General features: G+C 68.4%; 11 protein-coding genes and 1 tRNA gene. 1 reads left to right on the top strand and 11 read right to left on the bottom strand.

Features of this window, described 5'->3' with window-relative positions; all coding sequences use genetic code 11:
* The 4 genes from PYV00_RS04715 to PYV00_RS04730 form a co-directional block, all read right to left on the bottom strand.
* A complete protein-coding gene (locus tag PYV00_RS04715; protein WP_275227112.1) occupies positions 1-3,459 on the bottom strand; it encodes an error-prone DNA polymerase in 3,459 nt (1,152 codons plus the stop codon).
* A gap of 57 nt (positions 3,460-3,516) precedes the next feature.
* Entirely contained in the window at positions 3,517-5,067 is a 1,551-nt protein-coding gene (locus PYV00_RS04720; protein ID WP_275227113.1) for a DUF6504 family protein, read from the bottom strand.
* Entirely contained in the window at positions 5,049-5,813 is a 765-nt protein-coding gene (locus PYV00_RS04725) for a hypothetical protein (protein ID WP_275227115.1), read from the bottom strand. Before PYV00_RS04725 ends, PYV00_RS04720 begins: the two co-directional genes overlap by 19 nt.
* A 122-nt stretch (positions 5,814-5,935) precedes the next feature.
* Entirely contained in the window at positions 5,936-7,519 is a 1,584-nt protein-coding gene (locus PYV00_RS04730) for an amino acid permease (protein ID WP_275227116.1), read from the bottom strand.
* A 147-nt stretch (positions 7,520-7,666) separates the two neighbouring features.
* On the opposite strand from PYV00_RS04730, the gene panB reads away from it, so the two are divergent.
* Positions 7,667-8,539, top strand: coding sequence for a 3-methyl-2-oxobutanoate hydroxymethyltransferase (gene panB / locus PYV00_RS04735; RefSeq protein WP_275227117.1), 873 nt, complete (start codon positions 7,667-7,669; stop codon positions 8,537-8,539).
* Here the strand turns inward: panB and PYV00_RS04740 are convergent.
* From PYV00_RS04740 to PYV00_RS04770, 7 genes are all read right to left on the bottom strand, one after another.
* On the bottom strand, positions 8,529-9,509 hold the full coding sequence (locus PYV00_RS04740) for a bile acid:sodium symporter family protein (protein WP_275227118.1): 981 nt from the start codon (positions 9,507-9,509) through the stop codon (positions 8,529-8,531). The two genes, panB and PYV00_RS04740, sit on opposite strands and share 11 nt — an antisense overlap.
* A 113-nt stretch (positions 9,510-9,622) precedes the next feature.
* Positions 9,623-11,437 carry a tetratricopeptide repeat protein gene (locus PYV00_RS04745; RefSeq protein WP_275227119.1) on the bottom strand — a complete coding sequence of 605 codons (1,815 nt, stop codon included), beginning with the start codon at positions 11,435-11,437 and terminating at the stop codon, positions 9,623-9,625.
* Positions 11,403-12,767, bottom strand: coding sequence for a PEP-CTERM-box response regulator transcription factor (gene prsR, locus PYV00_RS04750; protein WP_275227121.1), 1,365 nt, complete (start codon positions 12,765-12,767; stop codon positions 11,403-11,405). The genes PYV00_RS04745 and prsR overlap by 35 nt, the downstream gene beginning before the upstream one ends.
* Positions 12,767-14,887, bottom strand: coding sequence for an XrtA/PEP-CTERM system histidine kinase PrsK (gene prsK / locus PYV00_RS04755; RefSeq protein WP_275227122.1), 2,121 nt, complete (start codon positions 14,885-14,887; stop codon positions 12,767-12,769). The genes prsR and prsK overlap by 1 nt, the downstream gene beginning before the upstream one ends.
* Positions 14,887-16,272: a TIGR03013 family XrtA/PEP-CTERM system glycosyltransferase gene (locus tag PYV00_RS04760; RefSeq protein WP_275227124.1), complete on the bottom strand. Its 1,386-nt coding sequence runs from the start codon at positions 16,270-16,272 to the stop codon at positions 14,887-14,889. Before PYV00_RS04760 ends, prsK begins: the two co-directional genes overlap by 1 nt.
* 233 nt (positions 16,273-16,505) lie before the next feature.
* Positions 16,506-16,589, bottom strand: a tRNA-Leu gene (locus tag PYV00_RS04765).
* Positions 16,590-16,639: 50 nt separating this feature from the next.
* Complete coding sequence (locus PYV00_RS04770; RefSeq protein WP_275227125.1) at positions 16,640-16,927, bottom strand: hypothetical protein; 288 nt, start codon at positions 16,925-16,927, stop codon at positions 16,640-16,642.
* Between the last annotated feature and the right edge of the window lie 160 nt (positions 16,928-17,087).

The following is a 17,087-nucleotide window of genomic DNA, read 5'->3' on the forward strand; positions in this document are numbered from 1 at the left end:
TCAATGGAAATCGCGTGACCGGGGGATGATCCGCAAATCGCGGGGATGGCCGTGGCGCGGCATATGCCGGCGGCTTTCCAGCCCATGTCTGGCAGGCAGCGGATGGTCAACGTGATCGGCCCGCGCGCTGGGCGGCGGCGGCAGGTCTTCGGACAAGCGATGCAGATCGGCCGTCGCATCGGCCAGATGCGCGGCGATGACGTGGATCACCTCGTCATCGTATTCCACCCGGCCACGCACTTCCATCAGCCGCGCGCCCATCACCACCTTGCGCTGGCGCTCCATGAGATCGGGCCAGACCACCAGGTTGGCCACGCCCGTCTCGTCCTCCAGCGTGATGAAGCACACCCCCTTGGCCGATCCGGGCCGCTGGCGGATCAGCACGATCCCCGCCACCCGCACCATGGCGCGCACCTTGCGCGCGCGCAGATCGCCAGCGCGCGTGAAGCCGCGTTCGGCCAGGCTGGCGCGCAAAAAGGCCATGGGATGGGCTTTCAATGACAGCCGCAGCGTCTGATAATCGGTGATCACTTCCTCCGACAGCGGCATGGCCGGCAGCCGGGTCTCGGCCCGTTCCGCCCCTTCGTCACGCGCGGCGGCGGCGGCGAACAGCGGCAGATCGGGCGCGGCGATCAGGCCGCGCGCATCCCACAGCGCCTGCCGCCGGCCCAGCGAGAGCGAGGAAAAGCAATCGGCCGCGGCCAGCTTCTCGATATGCGCGGGCGAAAGCCCTGCCCGCTCGCGCAGTTCGGCGATATCGCGAAACGCCCCGCCCGCCTCGCGCGCGGCGACGAGCCGGGCGGCGGCATGTTCGGGAAAGCCATCGACTTGCCGGAAGCCGAGCCGCAGGGCGACGGGAGAGTCCGAAGGGTCCCCGTCGGATTCCAGCGTACAGTCCCACGCGCTGGCGTTCACGTCCACCGGCAGCACCGGGACGCCGTGTTCGCGCGCGTCGCGCACGATCTGGGCGGGGGCATAGAAGCCCATCGGCTGTGAATTGAGCAGCGCGCAGGCGAAGGCGGCGGGATAGTGGCACTTGAGCCAGCTTGAAACGTAGACGAGCTGCGCGAAGCTGGCCGCGTGGCTTTCGGGAAAGCCATATTCGCCGAAACCCTTGATCTGGTTGAAGCAGCGCTGGGCGAATTCGGGATCGTATCCACGCGCGATCATCCGGCCGACCATCAGGCCTTCCAACTCGTGCACGTTCCCGCGCGAACGGAATGTCGCCATCGCCTTGCGCAGCCGGTTGGCATCGCTGCTGTCGAACTTCGCCGCGTCCAGCGCGATCTTCATCGCCTGTTCCTGGAAGATCGGCACGCCCAGCGTGCGCCCCAGGATAGAGGTCAATTCGTCCGCCGGGCCATGCTCGGGCGCCGGCGAGGGAATTGTGACGGCTTCCTGCTCGTTCCGCCGCTTCAGATAGGGATGCACCATATCGCCCTGGATCGGCCCCGGCCGCACGATCGCGACCTCGATGACAAGATCGTAGAATATGCGGGGTTTCAGGCGCGGCAGCATGTTCATCTGCGCGCGGCTTTCCACCTGGAACACGCCGAGCGAATCCCCCCGGCACAGCATGTCGTAAGTCTGCGTATCCGCCTGCGGAACCGTGGCGAGCGTCAGCGCGCGGCCATGGTGTGCGCCCAGCAGATCGAAGCACTTGCGGATGCAGGTGAGCATGCCCAGCGCGAGCACATCGACTTTCAGGATACCAAGCTCGTCGATGTCGTCCTTGTCCCACTCGATGAAGCTGCGATCGGGCATGGCGCCGTTGCCGATCGGCACGGTTTCGGTGAGCGCCCCTTCGGTGAGGATGAAGCCGCCGACATGCTGCGAAAGGTGGCGCGGCATGCCGATCATCTGTTCGGTGAGTTTCAGCACCCGGCGCAAGTGCGGATCGGACAAGTCCAGTCCGATCTCGGCCGCATGTTTTTCCGCCACTTCATCGCCGTAGCTGCCCCAGACGGTGCGGGCGAGCGCGGAGGTCACGTCTTCCGACAGCCCCATCGCCTTGCCCACCTCGCGGATCGCCATGCGCGGGCGGTAGTGGATCACCGTGGCGCACAGGCCGGCGCGGTGGCGGCCATATCTGGCATAGATGTGCTGGATCACTTCCTCGCGCCGTTCATGCTCGAAATCGACGTCGATATCGGGCGGCTCGTCGCGGTCCTCGGAAATGAAGCGCTCGAACAGCAGCTCGTGATGCGCCGGATCGACCGAGGTGATGCCCAGGCAAAAGCACACCGCCGAATTGGCCGCCGATCCGCGCCCCTGGCACAGGATCGGCGGCTCCTGCGCCCGCGCGAAAGCGACGATGCCGTGGATGGTGAGGAAATAGCGCGCAAGCTGCTTCTTGCCGATCAGCGCGAACTCCTTCGCCAGCGCGGCCCGCACCTTTTCCGGCACGCCGTTCGGGTAATGGTGGCGCGCGCCTTCCCAGGTCAGCCGTTCCAAATGCTGCTGCGCGTCGAGCCCGTCGGGATAGCTTTCCTCGGGATATTCATAGCGCAACTCCTCCAGGCTGAAGGTGCAGGCATCGGCCACTTCGCGCGCCGCCGCGATGGCGTGGGGCCAGCGTTCGAACAGGCGCACCATCTCCCCGGGCGATTTCAGGTGGCGTTCGGCATTGGCTTCGAGCAGCCAGCCCGCCCGCGCCACCGTGGTCTTGTGGCGGATCGCGGTCATCACGTCCTGCAAGGGGCGGCGATCGGGCGCGTGATAGAGCACGTCGTTGGTGGCCAGGATCGTCATGCCGTTCGCCCGCGCCATGGCATCGAGCGCGGCGATCCGCGCCACGTCGTTACCGGCATGGCAATAACAGGCGGCAATGTGGCGCAAGCCGGGCAATCGCGCCGCGAGATGGGGCAGGATTTCGGCGATCGGGGCGGTCAACCGCGCTTCCTTGGGAGCAGGCGGTTCGGGTTCCGGTCCCTCCCCCAGCGGGAGGGGGACGACATTGCTTGCCACCGCCACGGTGAACCGCGCGGCCAGATCGCGCGGCGGCACCAGCACGAGCCGCACCCCCTCGGCATGGACGGCCAGCATGGCGAGCGAGATCTCGCACACGCCCTTGGCCTGCCACGCGCCCGCAAGCGTGCCCATCCGCCCCGCCGAGATCAGCCGGCACAGCCGCCCGTAAGCGGCACGGTCGGTCGGATAGGCAAGGAACACCAGCCCTTCCACCGTCTCGATCCGGCAACCGATCACCGGGCGCAGCTTCAGTGCCCTGGCCTCGGCATGGACGCGCACCACGCCCGCCATCGAATTGGCATCGGCGATGCCGATCGCATCGTAGCCGAGCATACGGGCGGTGGTCACAAGGTCGACCGCGTCCGAAGCCCCGCGCAGGAACGAGAAGCAGCTTGCCACGCCCAGTTCGACGAACGGCGCGCGCGGCGGCACGCCGATGGCATCGACCCTGGCACGGCGGCGATCGGGCGTGAGCGGGATATCAGGCATGGGCACGCGGCCAAAGCCCTCTTCCCTTCAGGCGAGAGAAGGCTGGTGGGTTCCTTCTCATCCACAGATCCCTTGCAGAAACCATCCGGGCACGCCGCCGCGCCCGTCGCCGATCAGGCCCAGGCGATAGATCCAGTAGCGCCGCCCTGCCCCATCCTCGATCCGGTAATAGTCGCGCAACCGGGTGGAGGAGCGTTCGCGCCACCATTCGGGCGCGATCCGTTCGGGCCCTTCAGCGCGGGTGATCTCATGCACCTGGCCACGCCAGCGGAAACGGCGCGGCAAGCCGTCTGGGGTTTCGTAGATGACCGCGATCGGTTCTACCCGATCGAGCAATTTCAAGGGCCTGTCATGGAATTCGAATGTATCTTGCAAGGGTTTTTCCGGTTCGAGCGGGCCTTGCCAGCCTTGCGCGCGTTCGGGCAGGTGGCTGGCGCGCGGCACCGGGCGGCGCACCGCTCCGGCGCCCAGGCGCACGGTCAGCCGGTCGATGCAGGCGGCCAGGCTGGTGCCATGGGTTTCGGCCGCAGCCTCGAAATCGCCTTGCGCCAGCGCGAAAGGTTCGGTCCACGGCGCGCGCAGGCGCACCAGCTCGATGCCGAAACCGGCATCGACATCATCCAGCTTGCGGCCGAACAGGCCGGCGATATGCCCGGCCTCGCGGCTCGGCGCGGCCAGTTCGAGCACCCGGACGATGACTTCGCCGTCCACCCGCCACAGCCCGAGTTCCAGCCGGCGCGCGCCCAGCGCACGGCTTTCCAGCCGGCGCGCCATGTCCCCGGCCAGATCGGCGACGACCCGGTCAAGCAAGTCGCGGTGGCGGATCGGCTCCAGCAGCCGGCGCTGGACCAGCGGCGGCTCCACCGCGATAACCGGCAGCAGCGGCTCGGGCACGCGGCCCAGCAGCTGGTCCATGCGGATCAGCGGATTGGCCGCGGGTGAGCGGCGATCGCGGAAGCGCCGGACCAGCGCCGCGCGCGCGACGCCGTGCAGATCGCCCAGCCGCTTGAGGCCAAGGCGCCGCAGCACCGTGATCGTCGCGTCATCCAGCCGCAGCGCCGCCACCGGCAAATCCGCCAGCCGCGCGGCGGGATCGTCGCGCGGGCGCAGGATCGCGTCATCGGGGCCGTGATGCGCCAGCGCCCAGGCCGCGCCGGCGGTCGGCGCCACGGCGAGGCGAACCGTGAGCCGGCGGCGCGCGAAAGCCGCGCGGGCATCGGCCAGCAAGGCCCGTTCCCCGCCGAACAGGTGCGCGACGCCGCTGATATCGACGATCAGGCCATCGGGCGGATCGAGCGCGCTGCCCGGCCCCCAGCGCTGCGCCCAGATCGCCAGGCGTTCAAGGAACGCGAGATCGCCCGCCGGGTCCGCCGGGGCGACCGCGAGCGTGGGGCATAGCGTGCGCGCATCGGCCAACATCATGCCCGGCGCCGCCCCCGCCGCGCGCCCGGGGGCATTGGCGGCGGCGATGCGCGGCCCGTGCGCGGTTTCGGCGATCAGCGCGAGCGGGGCGGCATCGGCCCCCTCGCCCGGCGCCAGCCCTTCGCCCAGCCGCCAGCGATCAATCGCCAGCCGCGCGCACCAGATCGCTAGGACGCGGCGGGGCATCGGGCCAGGGCCCCGGCCTGCGCCGCGCCATCCACCCGCTCCGCCAGAAGCCCGGCCCCCTCCGGCCCGGTCCCGTCCAGCCTGGCCGCGGCATCGCCGCGCAGCAGCCATTCGCCCGGCGGATGGCCCCGGGCGCGGAACAGCTCGGCCCGCCAGGCCGGGTGGCCCGGCGCCTGCGGGTTCCAGCGGGGCGGCGGCGAAGCGGCGGGCTCCACATGCCAGCGCATCCGCGCCGAGGACAAGTCGCGCCGCGCGTCGAGCCGGACCAGCCAGAACGGCACCCCGTGCCGTTCGACGGCCAGGCTGAACCGGCGCGAAGCGGTGAAATCGAGCGCGCGGGGATTGCCGGCAATCTCCCCGATCACGAAAGCCAGATCGCGGCAGCGCAGCCCTTCTTCCAGCGCGAACAGCGCGTCTTCCGCGCTTTTCGCCGCGACATGGATCAGGCGATGGCGCAAGCCGCGAGGCAGGCCCGGACGATAAGGCCGCCCGGTGCGCCGCAACGCTTCGCGGTCCTGCACCCAGAGCCACATGCGATCATCGGCCGGGTCGATCCGGTCCAGCGCGAAGGCCAGCGCCAGCGCCGCCCCCGCGCCATGATCGGCCGTAGCGAAGATCTCGGTATGCGCGGCCCCCTCGCCCCGGTTTCCCGGACGCCATTCGGCGGCCTGAAGCGCGCTCTGCCCCGGGGGCGGCAAGACCGTCGCGAATGGGAGATCGGGCATCGAATCGCATCTTTCGAACATCTATGTTCTATTTATGTTCTTATCGAGCGCGATTCGCAATGCCTGCCTTGCGGCCGGCCAAGATGGCCCCGGAAAACAGGAAGGGGGCCCGCAGGCCCCCTTACCGATCAATCCAGCGCCGATCAGTCCAGCTCGGCACCGCCGGGCATCGGCGGCACCGGCTGCGGCGGCGCATCGACATCCTCTTCGTGCACCTCGAACCGGCCGAGCCCGACGTGGCTCTTGCGATAGCCATAGCCGAAATAGAACACGAGGCCGATCGCCCCCCACACCGGCAGGACCAGCATCGCCTCGGTCGGCAGGTTGAAATAGAGCAGCAGGCAGCCCAGCACCGAAATCGGCGCGACCACCCAGATCAGCGGCGTGCGGAACGGACGGTGGCGGCCCGGATCGCGCACGCGCAGGATCAGCACCGCGAGCGACACCATGAAGAACGCGAACAAAGTGCCGGAATTCGAGATGTCGGCCAGCTGGCCCACGGGCAGCAGCGCCGCCGCGATCGCCACGAAAACGCCGGTGATGAGGGTAACGATATGCGGCGTCTTCCACTTGGGGTGCACCGTCGCCAGCTTTTCGGGCAGCAGCCCGTCACGCGCCATGACGAAGAAGATGCGCGTCTGGCCGTAAAGCATCATCAGGATGACCGAGGGCAACGCCAGATTGGCGGCCAGGCCGATAAGATCGCCCGCCCAGGTATAGTTGATCGAGCGCAGGACATGGGCCAGCGCCTCGTTCGAACAGACCAGCGGCACTTCGCCCTTCTGCGCCAGCGCGGCGCACTGCGCGGTGAATTCGGGCGAACCGGGCTGCACGCCCAGCGCGGTGGGCTGCGCGCCATCCGCGCCGATCGCGCCCGCCGCCACCAGCAGGTAGAACACGGTACAGATCCCCAGGCTGCCGATCAGGCCGATCGGCACGTTGCGCTGGGGGTTCTTGGTTTCTTCCGCCGCGGTCGAAACCGCATCGAAGCCGACATAGGCGAAGAAGATCGACGCCGCCGCGCCCACGACGCCCAGGCCGCTCGTCCCGGCGGGTCCGAACCAGCCGTTGGGAGTGAAGGGGGCGAAGTGCTGGCCCTGCATCGCCGGCAAGGTGAGCACGACGAACATGGTCAGCGCGGCGACCTTGATGGCCACGAGCACGGCGTTGAACGTGGCGCTTTCCTTCGTACCGATCATCAGCAGCAAGGTGACGGCCAGCGCGACCACGATCGCCGGAACATTGATGATGCCCGCGCTGAAATCGACCCCGCTCAACGACCAGATCGGCCCGGCGGATAGCGCGGCGGGTAGCTCAAACCCCGTTAAACTCTTGAGAAGTCCCATGAAGTAGCCCGACCACCCGACGGACACGGCACTGGCGGCAACCGCATATTCCAGGATCAGGGCCCAGCCGACCATCCAGGCCAGCAGTTCGCCGACGACGGCATAGCTGTAAGTATAGGCGGAGCCGGACACGGGAACCATCGAAGCCAGCTCGGAATAGCACAGCGCCGCCACCGCGCAGACGAAGCCGGCGATGACGAAGCTCCACATCATGCCGGGGCCGGCCTTCTGCGCCGCCGCCGCCGTCAGCACGAAAATGCCGGTGCCGATGATCGCGCCAACCCCCAGAAGCGTCAGTTGCACGGGCCCTAACGAGCGATGAAGCGATTTCTTTTCTGCCGTCGCCAAGATGGCGTCGAGCGATTTTACGCGACCGAACATGCGGAGACCCCCAGAGAATACGCGGAATTGCGCGACGCTAGCGACAAGCCGAGGCTTGGCAAGAGCCAAACGTACCGAGTCCCCAGCTTTACCGCCACCGCCGGTCCGGCTTTGCCAGAATCCCCGCGCGACGCTAGAAGCACCGGCATGTCCACGACCTTCCAACTCGACACCGCGACCAGCCGCGCCAATCCCACGCCCGCGCCGATGAAGCGCCTTACCGTGCCCGCGATCCAGCGGCGCAAGTTCGAAGGCAAGACGCAAGAGCCGCTGGTCATGCTCACCGCCTATACCGCCCGCCAGGCACAACTGCTCGATCCGCACTGCGACATGCTGCTGGTCGGGGATTCGCTCGGCCAGGTGATCTATGGCCTGCCTTCCACCCTGCCCGTCACGCTCGACATGATGATCGCGCACGGCGCGGCGGTGGTGCGCGGCAGCTATCATTCGGTGGTGATCGTGGACATGCCGTTCGGCAGCTATGAAGCGAGCCCGCAGCAGGCCTTCGCCTCGGCCAGCCGGGTCATGGCCGAAACCGGCTGCGCGGCGGTGAAGCTGGAAGGTGGCACGGCCATGGCCGAAACGATCGCGTTCCTGGCCGCGCGCGGCATCCCGGTGATGGCGCATATCGGGCTGACGCCGCAGGCGGTCAACGCGCTGGGCGGCTACGCGGCGCGCGGCCGCAGCCAGGAAGAGCACGAGAAGATCATCGCCGACGGCCATGCCATCGCCAAGGCCGGGGCCTTTGCCGTCGTGGTCGAAGGCGTGATCGAGCCGATCGCCGTGGCGCTGACCGAAAGCATCGACATCCCCACCATCGGCATCGGCGCATCGGCCCGGTGCGACGGGCAAGTGCTTGTCACCGAAGACATGCTGGGCATGTTCGAACGCGTGCCCCGCTTCGTGAAGCGCTATGGCGACATTGCCGGGATGATTTCCGAAACCGCCGCGAAATATGCCGGGGAAGTGCGCGCCCGCGCCTTCCCCGGCCCCGAGCAGACCTACCAGCCTAAGCCCTGACCGCCTCGCCCTGCGCCCCGCGCGCCAGCCGCCCGGCGATCGGCGCGGCGGCGACCATCTGCGAAAGGTGGTAGACGAGCAGCGGCAGCAGCACCGTGCCGGCGGTCGCCGGGGGGAACAGCAGCGTCGCCAGCGGCGCGCCCATGGCGATGCTCTTCTGCCCGCCGGCGAACAGCAGCGAGATCCGGTCCCCGCGCGAAAGCCGCAAGGCGCCGCCCAGAAGCCAGGCCCCGCCATAAGCGAAAGCCAGCAGGAGGCCGCAGCCCAGCAGCACCGCAAGCCAGGCGACCGGGTCCATCCGGCTCCAGATACCGTCCCCCACCGCGCCCGAGAACGCGACATAGACGCCCAGCGCGATCACGCCCCGGTCCATCATGGCGATCGCCGCGCGGTGGTGCATCACCCATTCGTGCGTGACCGTCTGCAGCCCCTGCCCGATCAGGAACGGCAGCAGCAGCATGGTCAGCACCTTGACCAGCGTGGTCCCGTCGAAGACTTGCGCCTCGCTCCCGGCCAGCAGCGAATAGAGCGGCACGGTCAGGAACACCGCCAGGATGTTGAGCAAGGCGGCCGCCACCACCGAACTGGCCACGTTCCCGCGCGCCAGCGAGCAATAGACCGTGGCCGACTGCACGGTCGAAGGCAGCACGCCCAGATAGAGGAAGCCCAGCGCCAGCGATGCCGGCACCACCGGCTCGGCCGCGCGCCAGACGGCCCAGCCGGCCAGCGCCATCACGCCGAACACCCAGATCACCAGCGGCACCAGCAGCCGGTGATTGCCCAGCCCTTCCCATACCTCGCGCCGGGAAAGCCGCATCCCGTAGAACAGGAACAGCACGAAGATCGCGACGGTGGAGATCGCCTGCGCCAGCACATAGGCGCCGCCCGTGGCGGGCAGCAGCGTGGCAAGCAGGATCGCGCCCAGGATCAGGCGCACCAGCGGGTCGATGCGGGCGAACAGGCGTGTCACGGCTTCCTCCAACCCCACACCGGCGCAGCGATGCCGCAGCAGGCAGCGATTGTCGAGCGCCGAGAGACTGTTTGGAAATGCGCCTTTCGGCGAAGGCCGTACCGGCCCGCGCGCTATCCCGCGCCGGCCAGCCTGAGGCGCGCTTGCGCCAGCAAGGGGCTGTCGCCCATCAGCCGCCGCGCCTTGTCCAGCAGGGCCAGGGCATTGCCCCGATCCTGGCCAAGCGCGGCCAGGCCGAGGCCGAACGCCTGCGCCGCCACCGGGCTCGCGCGCTGAAGCAGGCTGGCCGCGCGCGCGGTTTCCACGCCCGCCCGGGCATCGCCCGCCCGCACCTGCACCAGCGCGAGATCGGACAGGAGCTGGACGTCGCGCTCCTCGCCACGGGCGCGCAAGTATTCCAGGATCGCGCGCCCGCGCGGCACATCGCCCGACTGGACGGCGAGCCACGCGGTGAGGCGCAGCGCGGCCAGGCTGGTGGGGTTTTCCATCAGGTAGCTTTCGAGCAGCTCGCTCGCGCCGCGCGTGTCGCCGGCGATCAGGTAGGCCTGGAAGCGCCGCAGCATCAGGCTTTCGGGCATACGGATCATCGCGGCGGCGGCATAGCGCTGCTGCGCCACATCCGCCCGGCCCAGCATGAGCTGGACGTCACCGGCCAGCATCTGGTTGTCGAAATTGCCCGGCGCCGCCGCCCGGTCGCGCTCTGTCCGCGCTTCGGCCTCGCTGGCGCGGCCCTCGGCCAGCAAGGCGCCGATCGGGCCGCTGTCGGGCACGGGATGGAGCGGCGCGGCGGGCGGCAAGGCCGCGCGATCGAGCAGCGGCCCGGCCAGGGCGCGCTCGTCCAGCGCCTCGTGCGCGCGCGCCACCACCGTCAGCAGGTAGGGAGAGGCGTCGGGCCGTGCGATCTCGTCGGAAAAGCGCCGGGTCAGGTAACGGTATTCGCCGCCCAGATAGAGCGCGCGGGCCAGCAGCAGCTTGGCGCGCGCATTGGCGGGCTGGCGCTGCAACAGGCGTTCCAGCTCCTCGCTCGCCACCGAGAAATTGCCCGCCGCCAGCTCGATCACGCCTTCCAGCAGCATCGTGCCCGGCACATCGTCCAGCTTGCCGCGCGTGCGGTTCATCAGCGCCTTGGCCAGCGCATAGTTGCCCGCGCGCGCCGCCAGCACGGCCTGCAAGTAATAGGCGCGCGGATTCTTGCCATCGAGCTGCAGCACCCGCCGCGTCACCGCGACCGCTTCGCTCGCCCGGTCAAGATCGCCCAGCGTGGCGGCATATTGCAGCAGCACCGACACATCGTCGGGCGCCCGCGCCAGCGCCGCCTCGAACCAGGGCAGCGCGGCGGCCAGGCCATAGCGATCGCGCACCAGCTCGCCCTGGAATTCCAGCGCGCGCACGTTGCGCGGGTCCAGGTCCAGCGCATGGCGCGATGCGTCGATCGCCAACTGGTGCTCGCCCCCGACATAGCGCAGCCGGCCGATCTCCACCCACAGCCCCGCGTCGTTCGGGGTGATCGCCAGCGCCCGGTCAAACGCGCGGCCCGCGGCCGGCAGGTTGCCGTCGTGCTGTTCCAGCCGCGCGAGCGCGCGAAAGCCGGTGGCGGCGGTATCGGGGCTGAATTCGCCGGGGCCGAGCCAGACGCGCGCCTTTTCGGCATTGTCCTGCGCCAGATAGGCCTCGCCCATGTAGGCGGCCACCGCGCGGCGCGGCACGCCGCGATCGAGCGCCTCGCGCAGCTTGACCTCGGCATCAATGCCATCGGCCCGCCACAGCGCCGCCCGGCCCGCCTGGACCAGCGCGCCGCCGTCCGCCCCTTCGGCGCGCCCCGGCGCGGCATGGGCGAAAGCCGCCGCCGCCAGCAGCACGGCCGCGATCATCGCGCCCGGCCGCCGGAAGCGCTCAGGCGTGGAGATCGTACTGCTTGAGCAGGTCATACAATGTGGGCCGGCTGATCCCCAGCATCTTGGCGGTGCTGGAGATATTGCCCTCGCTGCGCGCCAGCGCGTGGCGGATCACCTTGCGGTCCGCCTGCTCGCGCGCGGTCTTGAGGTTGAGCGCGTTGATCGTCTGCTCGTCCGGCTCACGCAAGTCGAGGTCGGCGGCGGAGACCAGCTTTTCGTCGGCCATGATCACCGCGCGCTTCACCCGGTTTTCCAGCTCGCGCACATTGCCCGGCCAGTGCCAGGCATCGATCGCGGCCAGCGCGTCGGCGGCAAAGCCGCGCACCTTCGGGTTCATTTCCTTGGCGAAGCGGTTGAGGAAGGCCTTGGCCAGCAGCGTCGCATCGCCGGGACGCTCGGCCAGGCTCGGGATCTTCACGACGATCTCGGCCAGGCGATAGAACAGATCCTCGCGGAAGCGGCCATCGGCGATCATCGCTTCCAGATCCTGGTGCGTGGCGCAGACGATGCGGGTGTCGACCGCGATCGATTCGCGCGAGCCGATGCGCTCGATCACCCGCTCCTGCAGGAAGCGCAGCAGCTTGACCTGGAGCTGCAGCGGAATGTCGCCCACTTCATCCAGGAACAGGGTGCCGCCATTGGCCTGCTCGATCTTGCCCTCGGTGGTCTTGACCGCGCCGGTGAAAGCGCCCTTCTCATGCCCGAACAGCTCGCTTTCGAGCAGGTTCTCGGGGATCGCGGCGCAATTGATCGCCACGAACGCGCCGTTCGCGCGGTCGCTGGCATCGTGCAGCCCGCGCGCCAGCAGCTCCTTGCCGGTGCCGCTCGCGCCCAGCAGCATGACCGAGACGTTGGTATTGGCCACGCGCTCGATCGTGCGGGCGACGCGTACCATTTCGGGGGCGGCGGTGATCATCCGGCCGAGCACGCGGTCCTCGGTGCCGGCCTTGGCGGCAAGCCGGCGGTTTTCCAGTTCGAGCCGGTGAAGCTGGAACGCGCGGCGCACGATCAGGCCCAGCGCGTCGATATCGACCGGCTTCTGGTAGAAGTCGTAGGCCCCCTTGGCGATCGCCTGCAGCGCGCTTTCGCACGCGCCGTGGCCACTGGCGACGATCACCTTGGTGTCGGGCTTCAAGGCCATGATCTCGTCGAGCACGGCAAAGCCCTCGCTCACCCCGTCGGGATCGGGCGGCAGGCCCAGGTCCAGCGTCACCACATCGGGCGCCTCGGAGCGCAGCAGCGCCAGCGCGGACGCGCGATCGCCCGCGACGAGGACTTCGAAATCCTCATAAGCCCACTTGAGCTGCGCCTGCAGGCCGGCATCGTCCTCGACCACCAGCAGCTTGGGTTTGGTGTCGCTCATCAGGCCACTCTTTGCTCGTTGCTTGTGAAGTTCTGGTAGACGTCGGTCGTCGCGCTCAGCGGGATGCGCACCACGAAGCGCGAGCCCAGCCCTTCGCGCGATTCCACTTCCAGGCGGCCGCGCATCGCGCGCACCAGTTCGCGCGCCTCGAACGCGCCGATGCCGAACCCGCCGTTCTTGGTGGAGACGAACGGCTTGAACAGCCGCGTGCGGACGAATTCGGGCGACATGCCGCAGCCCGAATCGACGATCTCGAACCGCGCGCCCAGCCCGTCCATCGCAACCGAGAGGAACACCGGCTCACCCGGCGCGCTGGCATCGATGCCGTTCTGCACCAGATGCACCAGCACCTGCTCCAGCGAATGGCGGTTCGCCGTGATCGTCAGATCCTGGTTCTCGGTCAGCGTCACTTGCGGGGCGGAATGGAACATGGCCATCACCGATGCGGTCACATCGCGGGTGGAGACCTGCTCCAGCCGCTCCACCGCGCCCGTGCCATAGCGCGAGAGCCGCGCCAGCAGCGCGTTCAGCTTGTCCGCCGAATTGCGCAGCGTCAGCAGCATGTCGTCGCGGAATTCCTTCTTTTCCGCGTGCAGCTCGGCATTGCGCGCCAGCAGGCTGAGCTGGCTGGCCAGGTTCTTGATATCGTGCATGACGAAAGCGATGCGGCGATGGAAATCGTCGAACCGCCGCGCCTCTGCCAGCGCTTCCTGGCTGGCGTTCTCGGCCAGATAGCTGGCCAGCTGCTGGCCGACGACGCGCAGCAGATCGAAATCCTCCCAGTCGAACCCGCGCTTCACCGCCGAACGCGCCAGCACGACGATGCCGACCAGCCGCTCGTAATGGATCAGCGGCACCAGCGCCCAGGCGCGCGAATCCGCGACCAGCCAGGCCGGGACATGATCGGTCTCGCCGCGATCGTCATGGCCGGCGCGGATATCGTCGAGATCGACGATGAAGTTCTCACGCTCGAAAAAGCCCAGCGATTTCGTGGGAAAGGCCGTGGCCGGCACTGCGATCTCGGGCCAGTTCCAGCGCGCGGCCAGCGTCAGGTCGCCATGATCGCCGGCGGTCAGCAGCAGGCCGGCCGGGCAATCGGCGATGTCGGCCACCGCCTGGACCACGCGCTCGCCCAGCGGCATCGCCGCCGAGCCGCTGTTGCCGATCGTGCGGGTAAACCGCAGCCATTCCTCGCGATAGTCATAGCGGTGCTGGAACAAGTGCTTGGCCAGCGCCACCTTGAACCAGCCGCGCATCCGCTTGGACGGCAGCACCAGCACGGCGGTGGCGCTGGCGATGGTCAGGAAGCCCAGCTCGACCAGCCGGGCGAAATCGCCGCCAGCATAGGACAGCCACTGCGCCACGCCGACCATCGCGACCAGATAGACGCCGATCAGAAGCAGCGAAAAGGTCTGGAACGTCACCGCGCGCGAAGGCCGCAGCCGCAGCACGTCGCGCCCCTTGCTGGCGCCGATCGCCAGCAGGCCGACCATCGCGATCGTCGCCAGCCCGCGCGCCGCGGCGAATTCGACCGGCCAGTGCCCGCCCAGGTAAGCGATCGTGTAAAGGTTGAGATCGAACACGAACATCACCGCCAGCGCGGCGGTGGGCCAGCGCAACGCCGGGCGCACATCGCGCGAGGCGCCGGCATAGAGGTTGTGCACCAGCACCAGCCCGCCCACCGTGACCAGCAGCCGGAACATGACGATGACGTTGAGCGCGGTGCGCGTGATGTCCCAGTCGAGCGGCAGGCGGACGACCGCCATGCCCAGCGCCAGGTGCAGCACTTCCACGAAGGCCAGCGCGATCACCACCGGCCGGATCGGCGCAAGGCTGGCATGGCGCCCGTCGCTGGCGAACAGGCGGTAGATCACGATCAGCCAGGCCAGATTGCGCACCGATTCGGCGAACGCGGCGCCGAAGCTGTTGCCGTGCGAGGCGGCCTGGGCGATGCACCAGATCGCGGTGAGCAGCAGCGCCAGCACGATCGCGGTGCCCGCCTGCCCCAAGCTGTCGCGCCGGGGCCAGATCCAGATCGCCAGCGTTGCGGCGGCGATCGCGCCGGCCACGTCGAATGCCAGTGTCAGCAGGTACCAGATCTGGGGCAAGGCCAGCCCCATCACCGCGCGCCTTCGTGCCAGAGCACCACGCGCAGCGTCTGCAGCAAGATCAGCAGATCGAGGAACGGGGTGTAGTTCTTGGCGTAATAGAGATCGTATTCGAGCTTGTTGCGCGAATCCTCGATCGAGGCGCCATAGGGATAATTGATCTGCGCCCAGCCGGTGATCCCCGGCTTCACCATGTGCCGCTCGGCGTAGTAGGGCAGTTGCTCCTCAAGATCGGCGACGAACTCGGGCCGTTCCGGGCGCGGGCCGACAAAGCTCATCTCGCCGCGCAGCACGCTCCAGGCCTGGGGCAGCTCGTCGATGCGGACCTTGCGGATGAAGCGGCCGACGCGGGTGACGCGCGGATCGTCCTTCGAAGCCCATTTGGCGCCATCCACCTCGGCATCGGTGCGCATCGAGCGCAGCTTGAGCACATCGAAGTTCTGCCCGAACAGGCCGACGCGGGTCTGGCGGAAGAATGCCGGGCCCTTGCTGTCCAGTTTCACCAGCAGCGCGAAGACCACGATCAGCGGTGCGGTGAGCAGCAGCAGGATCGCGCTGGCGGTGACATCGAACACCCGCTTGGCCGCGCTGGAGAACATTCGCCCGGCCGAAAAACCATCGGAAAAGATCAGCCAGCTCGGGTTGACCGTGTCAAGATCGACTCGCCCGGTCTCCCGCTCCAGGAAGCTGGAGAACTCGTTGACGTGAACGCCGGCGGTCTTGATCCGCAGCAGATCCTTCAGCGGCAGCGCGTTGCGCCGTTCCTCCAGCGCCAGCACCACTTCGCTGACGCCCAGGTTCTCGACATAGCGGGTGAGGTTGTGGATCGCCGAGCGGGCGATCGCTTCTTCCACCACCGGGCTCGATTCGCTCATGGCGATATAGCCGACGATGACGAAGCCGGCCTCGGGCTTGTCGCCCAGATCGCGCAGGCGCTGCGCCCGGTTGCCTGCGCCCAGCACCAGCACACGGCGGCGAAACGCCGATGTGCCCAGCATACTGCCCAGCACCATGCGGTTCAGGATCAGGAAGACGATGCCGAACGCCATCGAATAGGCCAGCGTCGAGCGCCAGAAGTTCTGCCCGCCGATCAGGAAATCGAAGAACGAGAGCGCGATGATGCCCAGCGAGATGGCGACCAGCAGCCGCGCCACGGCAAACCGCATCGAGCGCAGCGCATCGGACCCGTAGACCCCCACAGAGATCATCGCGATCACGATCATCGCGGCAAAGCCCGCGTGCGGCAGCAGCCGGTGGACCGGATCGCCTGCCTCGATGCCGATCTGGCCGGCGCGCAGACGCCACGACAGCTCGTTGGCGCCGATCAGCAGCACGATATCGACCAGCCACAGCAGGATGACGGCGTGGGGGATGTAGTGTTTGAACAGGCGGATCATCGTCTGGGCCGGCACCTTCCGGGCCTGTGCGGCCCTTCCCGCACGGCCTAGGGCAAAGACGTAAAATGTCGGTAAATCTGACAGCGCAAACACGAATGCCGCGTTTTCGCGCGCCTGGAAGCAGGCCGCCTTGCCCGCCTTGCCTGTCGGCGCGGCTTACAATGGGGGTTTTGCGCCCGGCACGGCCTGCCGGGATCGCGCGATCGGCCGCGCCGGAAACGCGCGTCCGGCGGTGGTGCCCCTGGCCCGACTCGAACGGGCACGCCTTGCGACAAACGATTTTGAGTCGTTCGCGTCTACCATTCCGCCACAGGGGCACGCGTCGGCGGGCGTGGCTTAGCCGCGTGCGCGCCGCGGTTCAAGCGGATCAGAAATCCCAGTTGAGGCCGACGTGGGCGATTTTCGGCATACCCTTCCGGCCGCCGCCCAGCGCGCCCATCTCGATCTGCGGGCCATCGTCGAGCGGCTGGAAGCTCCAGTGCGGGCCCAGCTTCTCCTTGGGATAGCCAGGCCGGACGCCGCGCGCCGTCGCGGTTTCGCCCGATGCCTGCGCCCGGATGGCGATATCGCGCGCCAGATCGAAATCGCGGTCACGGTCTATGTCGAGATTGGTCAGAACCTTGCGCGCGTGTGCCGAGGGGCACTGCAGCGCCACAGAAGCGGTAATACCTGCCAGGAATGCAACGCGAATGCGCTCCATGACAATCTAACCCCCCAAGATCGCCAGTTGTATCGCAGGTGCGTGGTTAAACCCGGTTTAAGACGGTGTCATGAATCGCCTGGAGAGTGCGGGCCGGGAAATGCGCGCCAGGGCG

Source organism: Novosphingobium album (ex Liu et al. 2023), from assembly GCF_029076845.1.
Taxonomy (GTDB): Bacteria; Pseudomonadota; Alphaproteobacteria; order Sphingomonadales; family Sphingomonadaceae; genus Novosphingobium.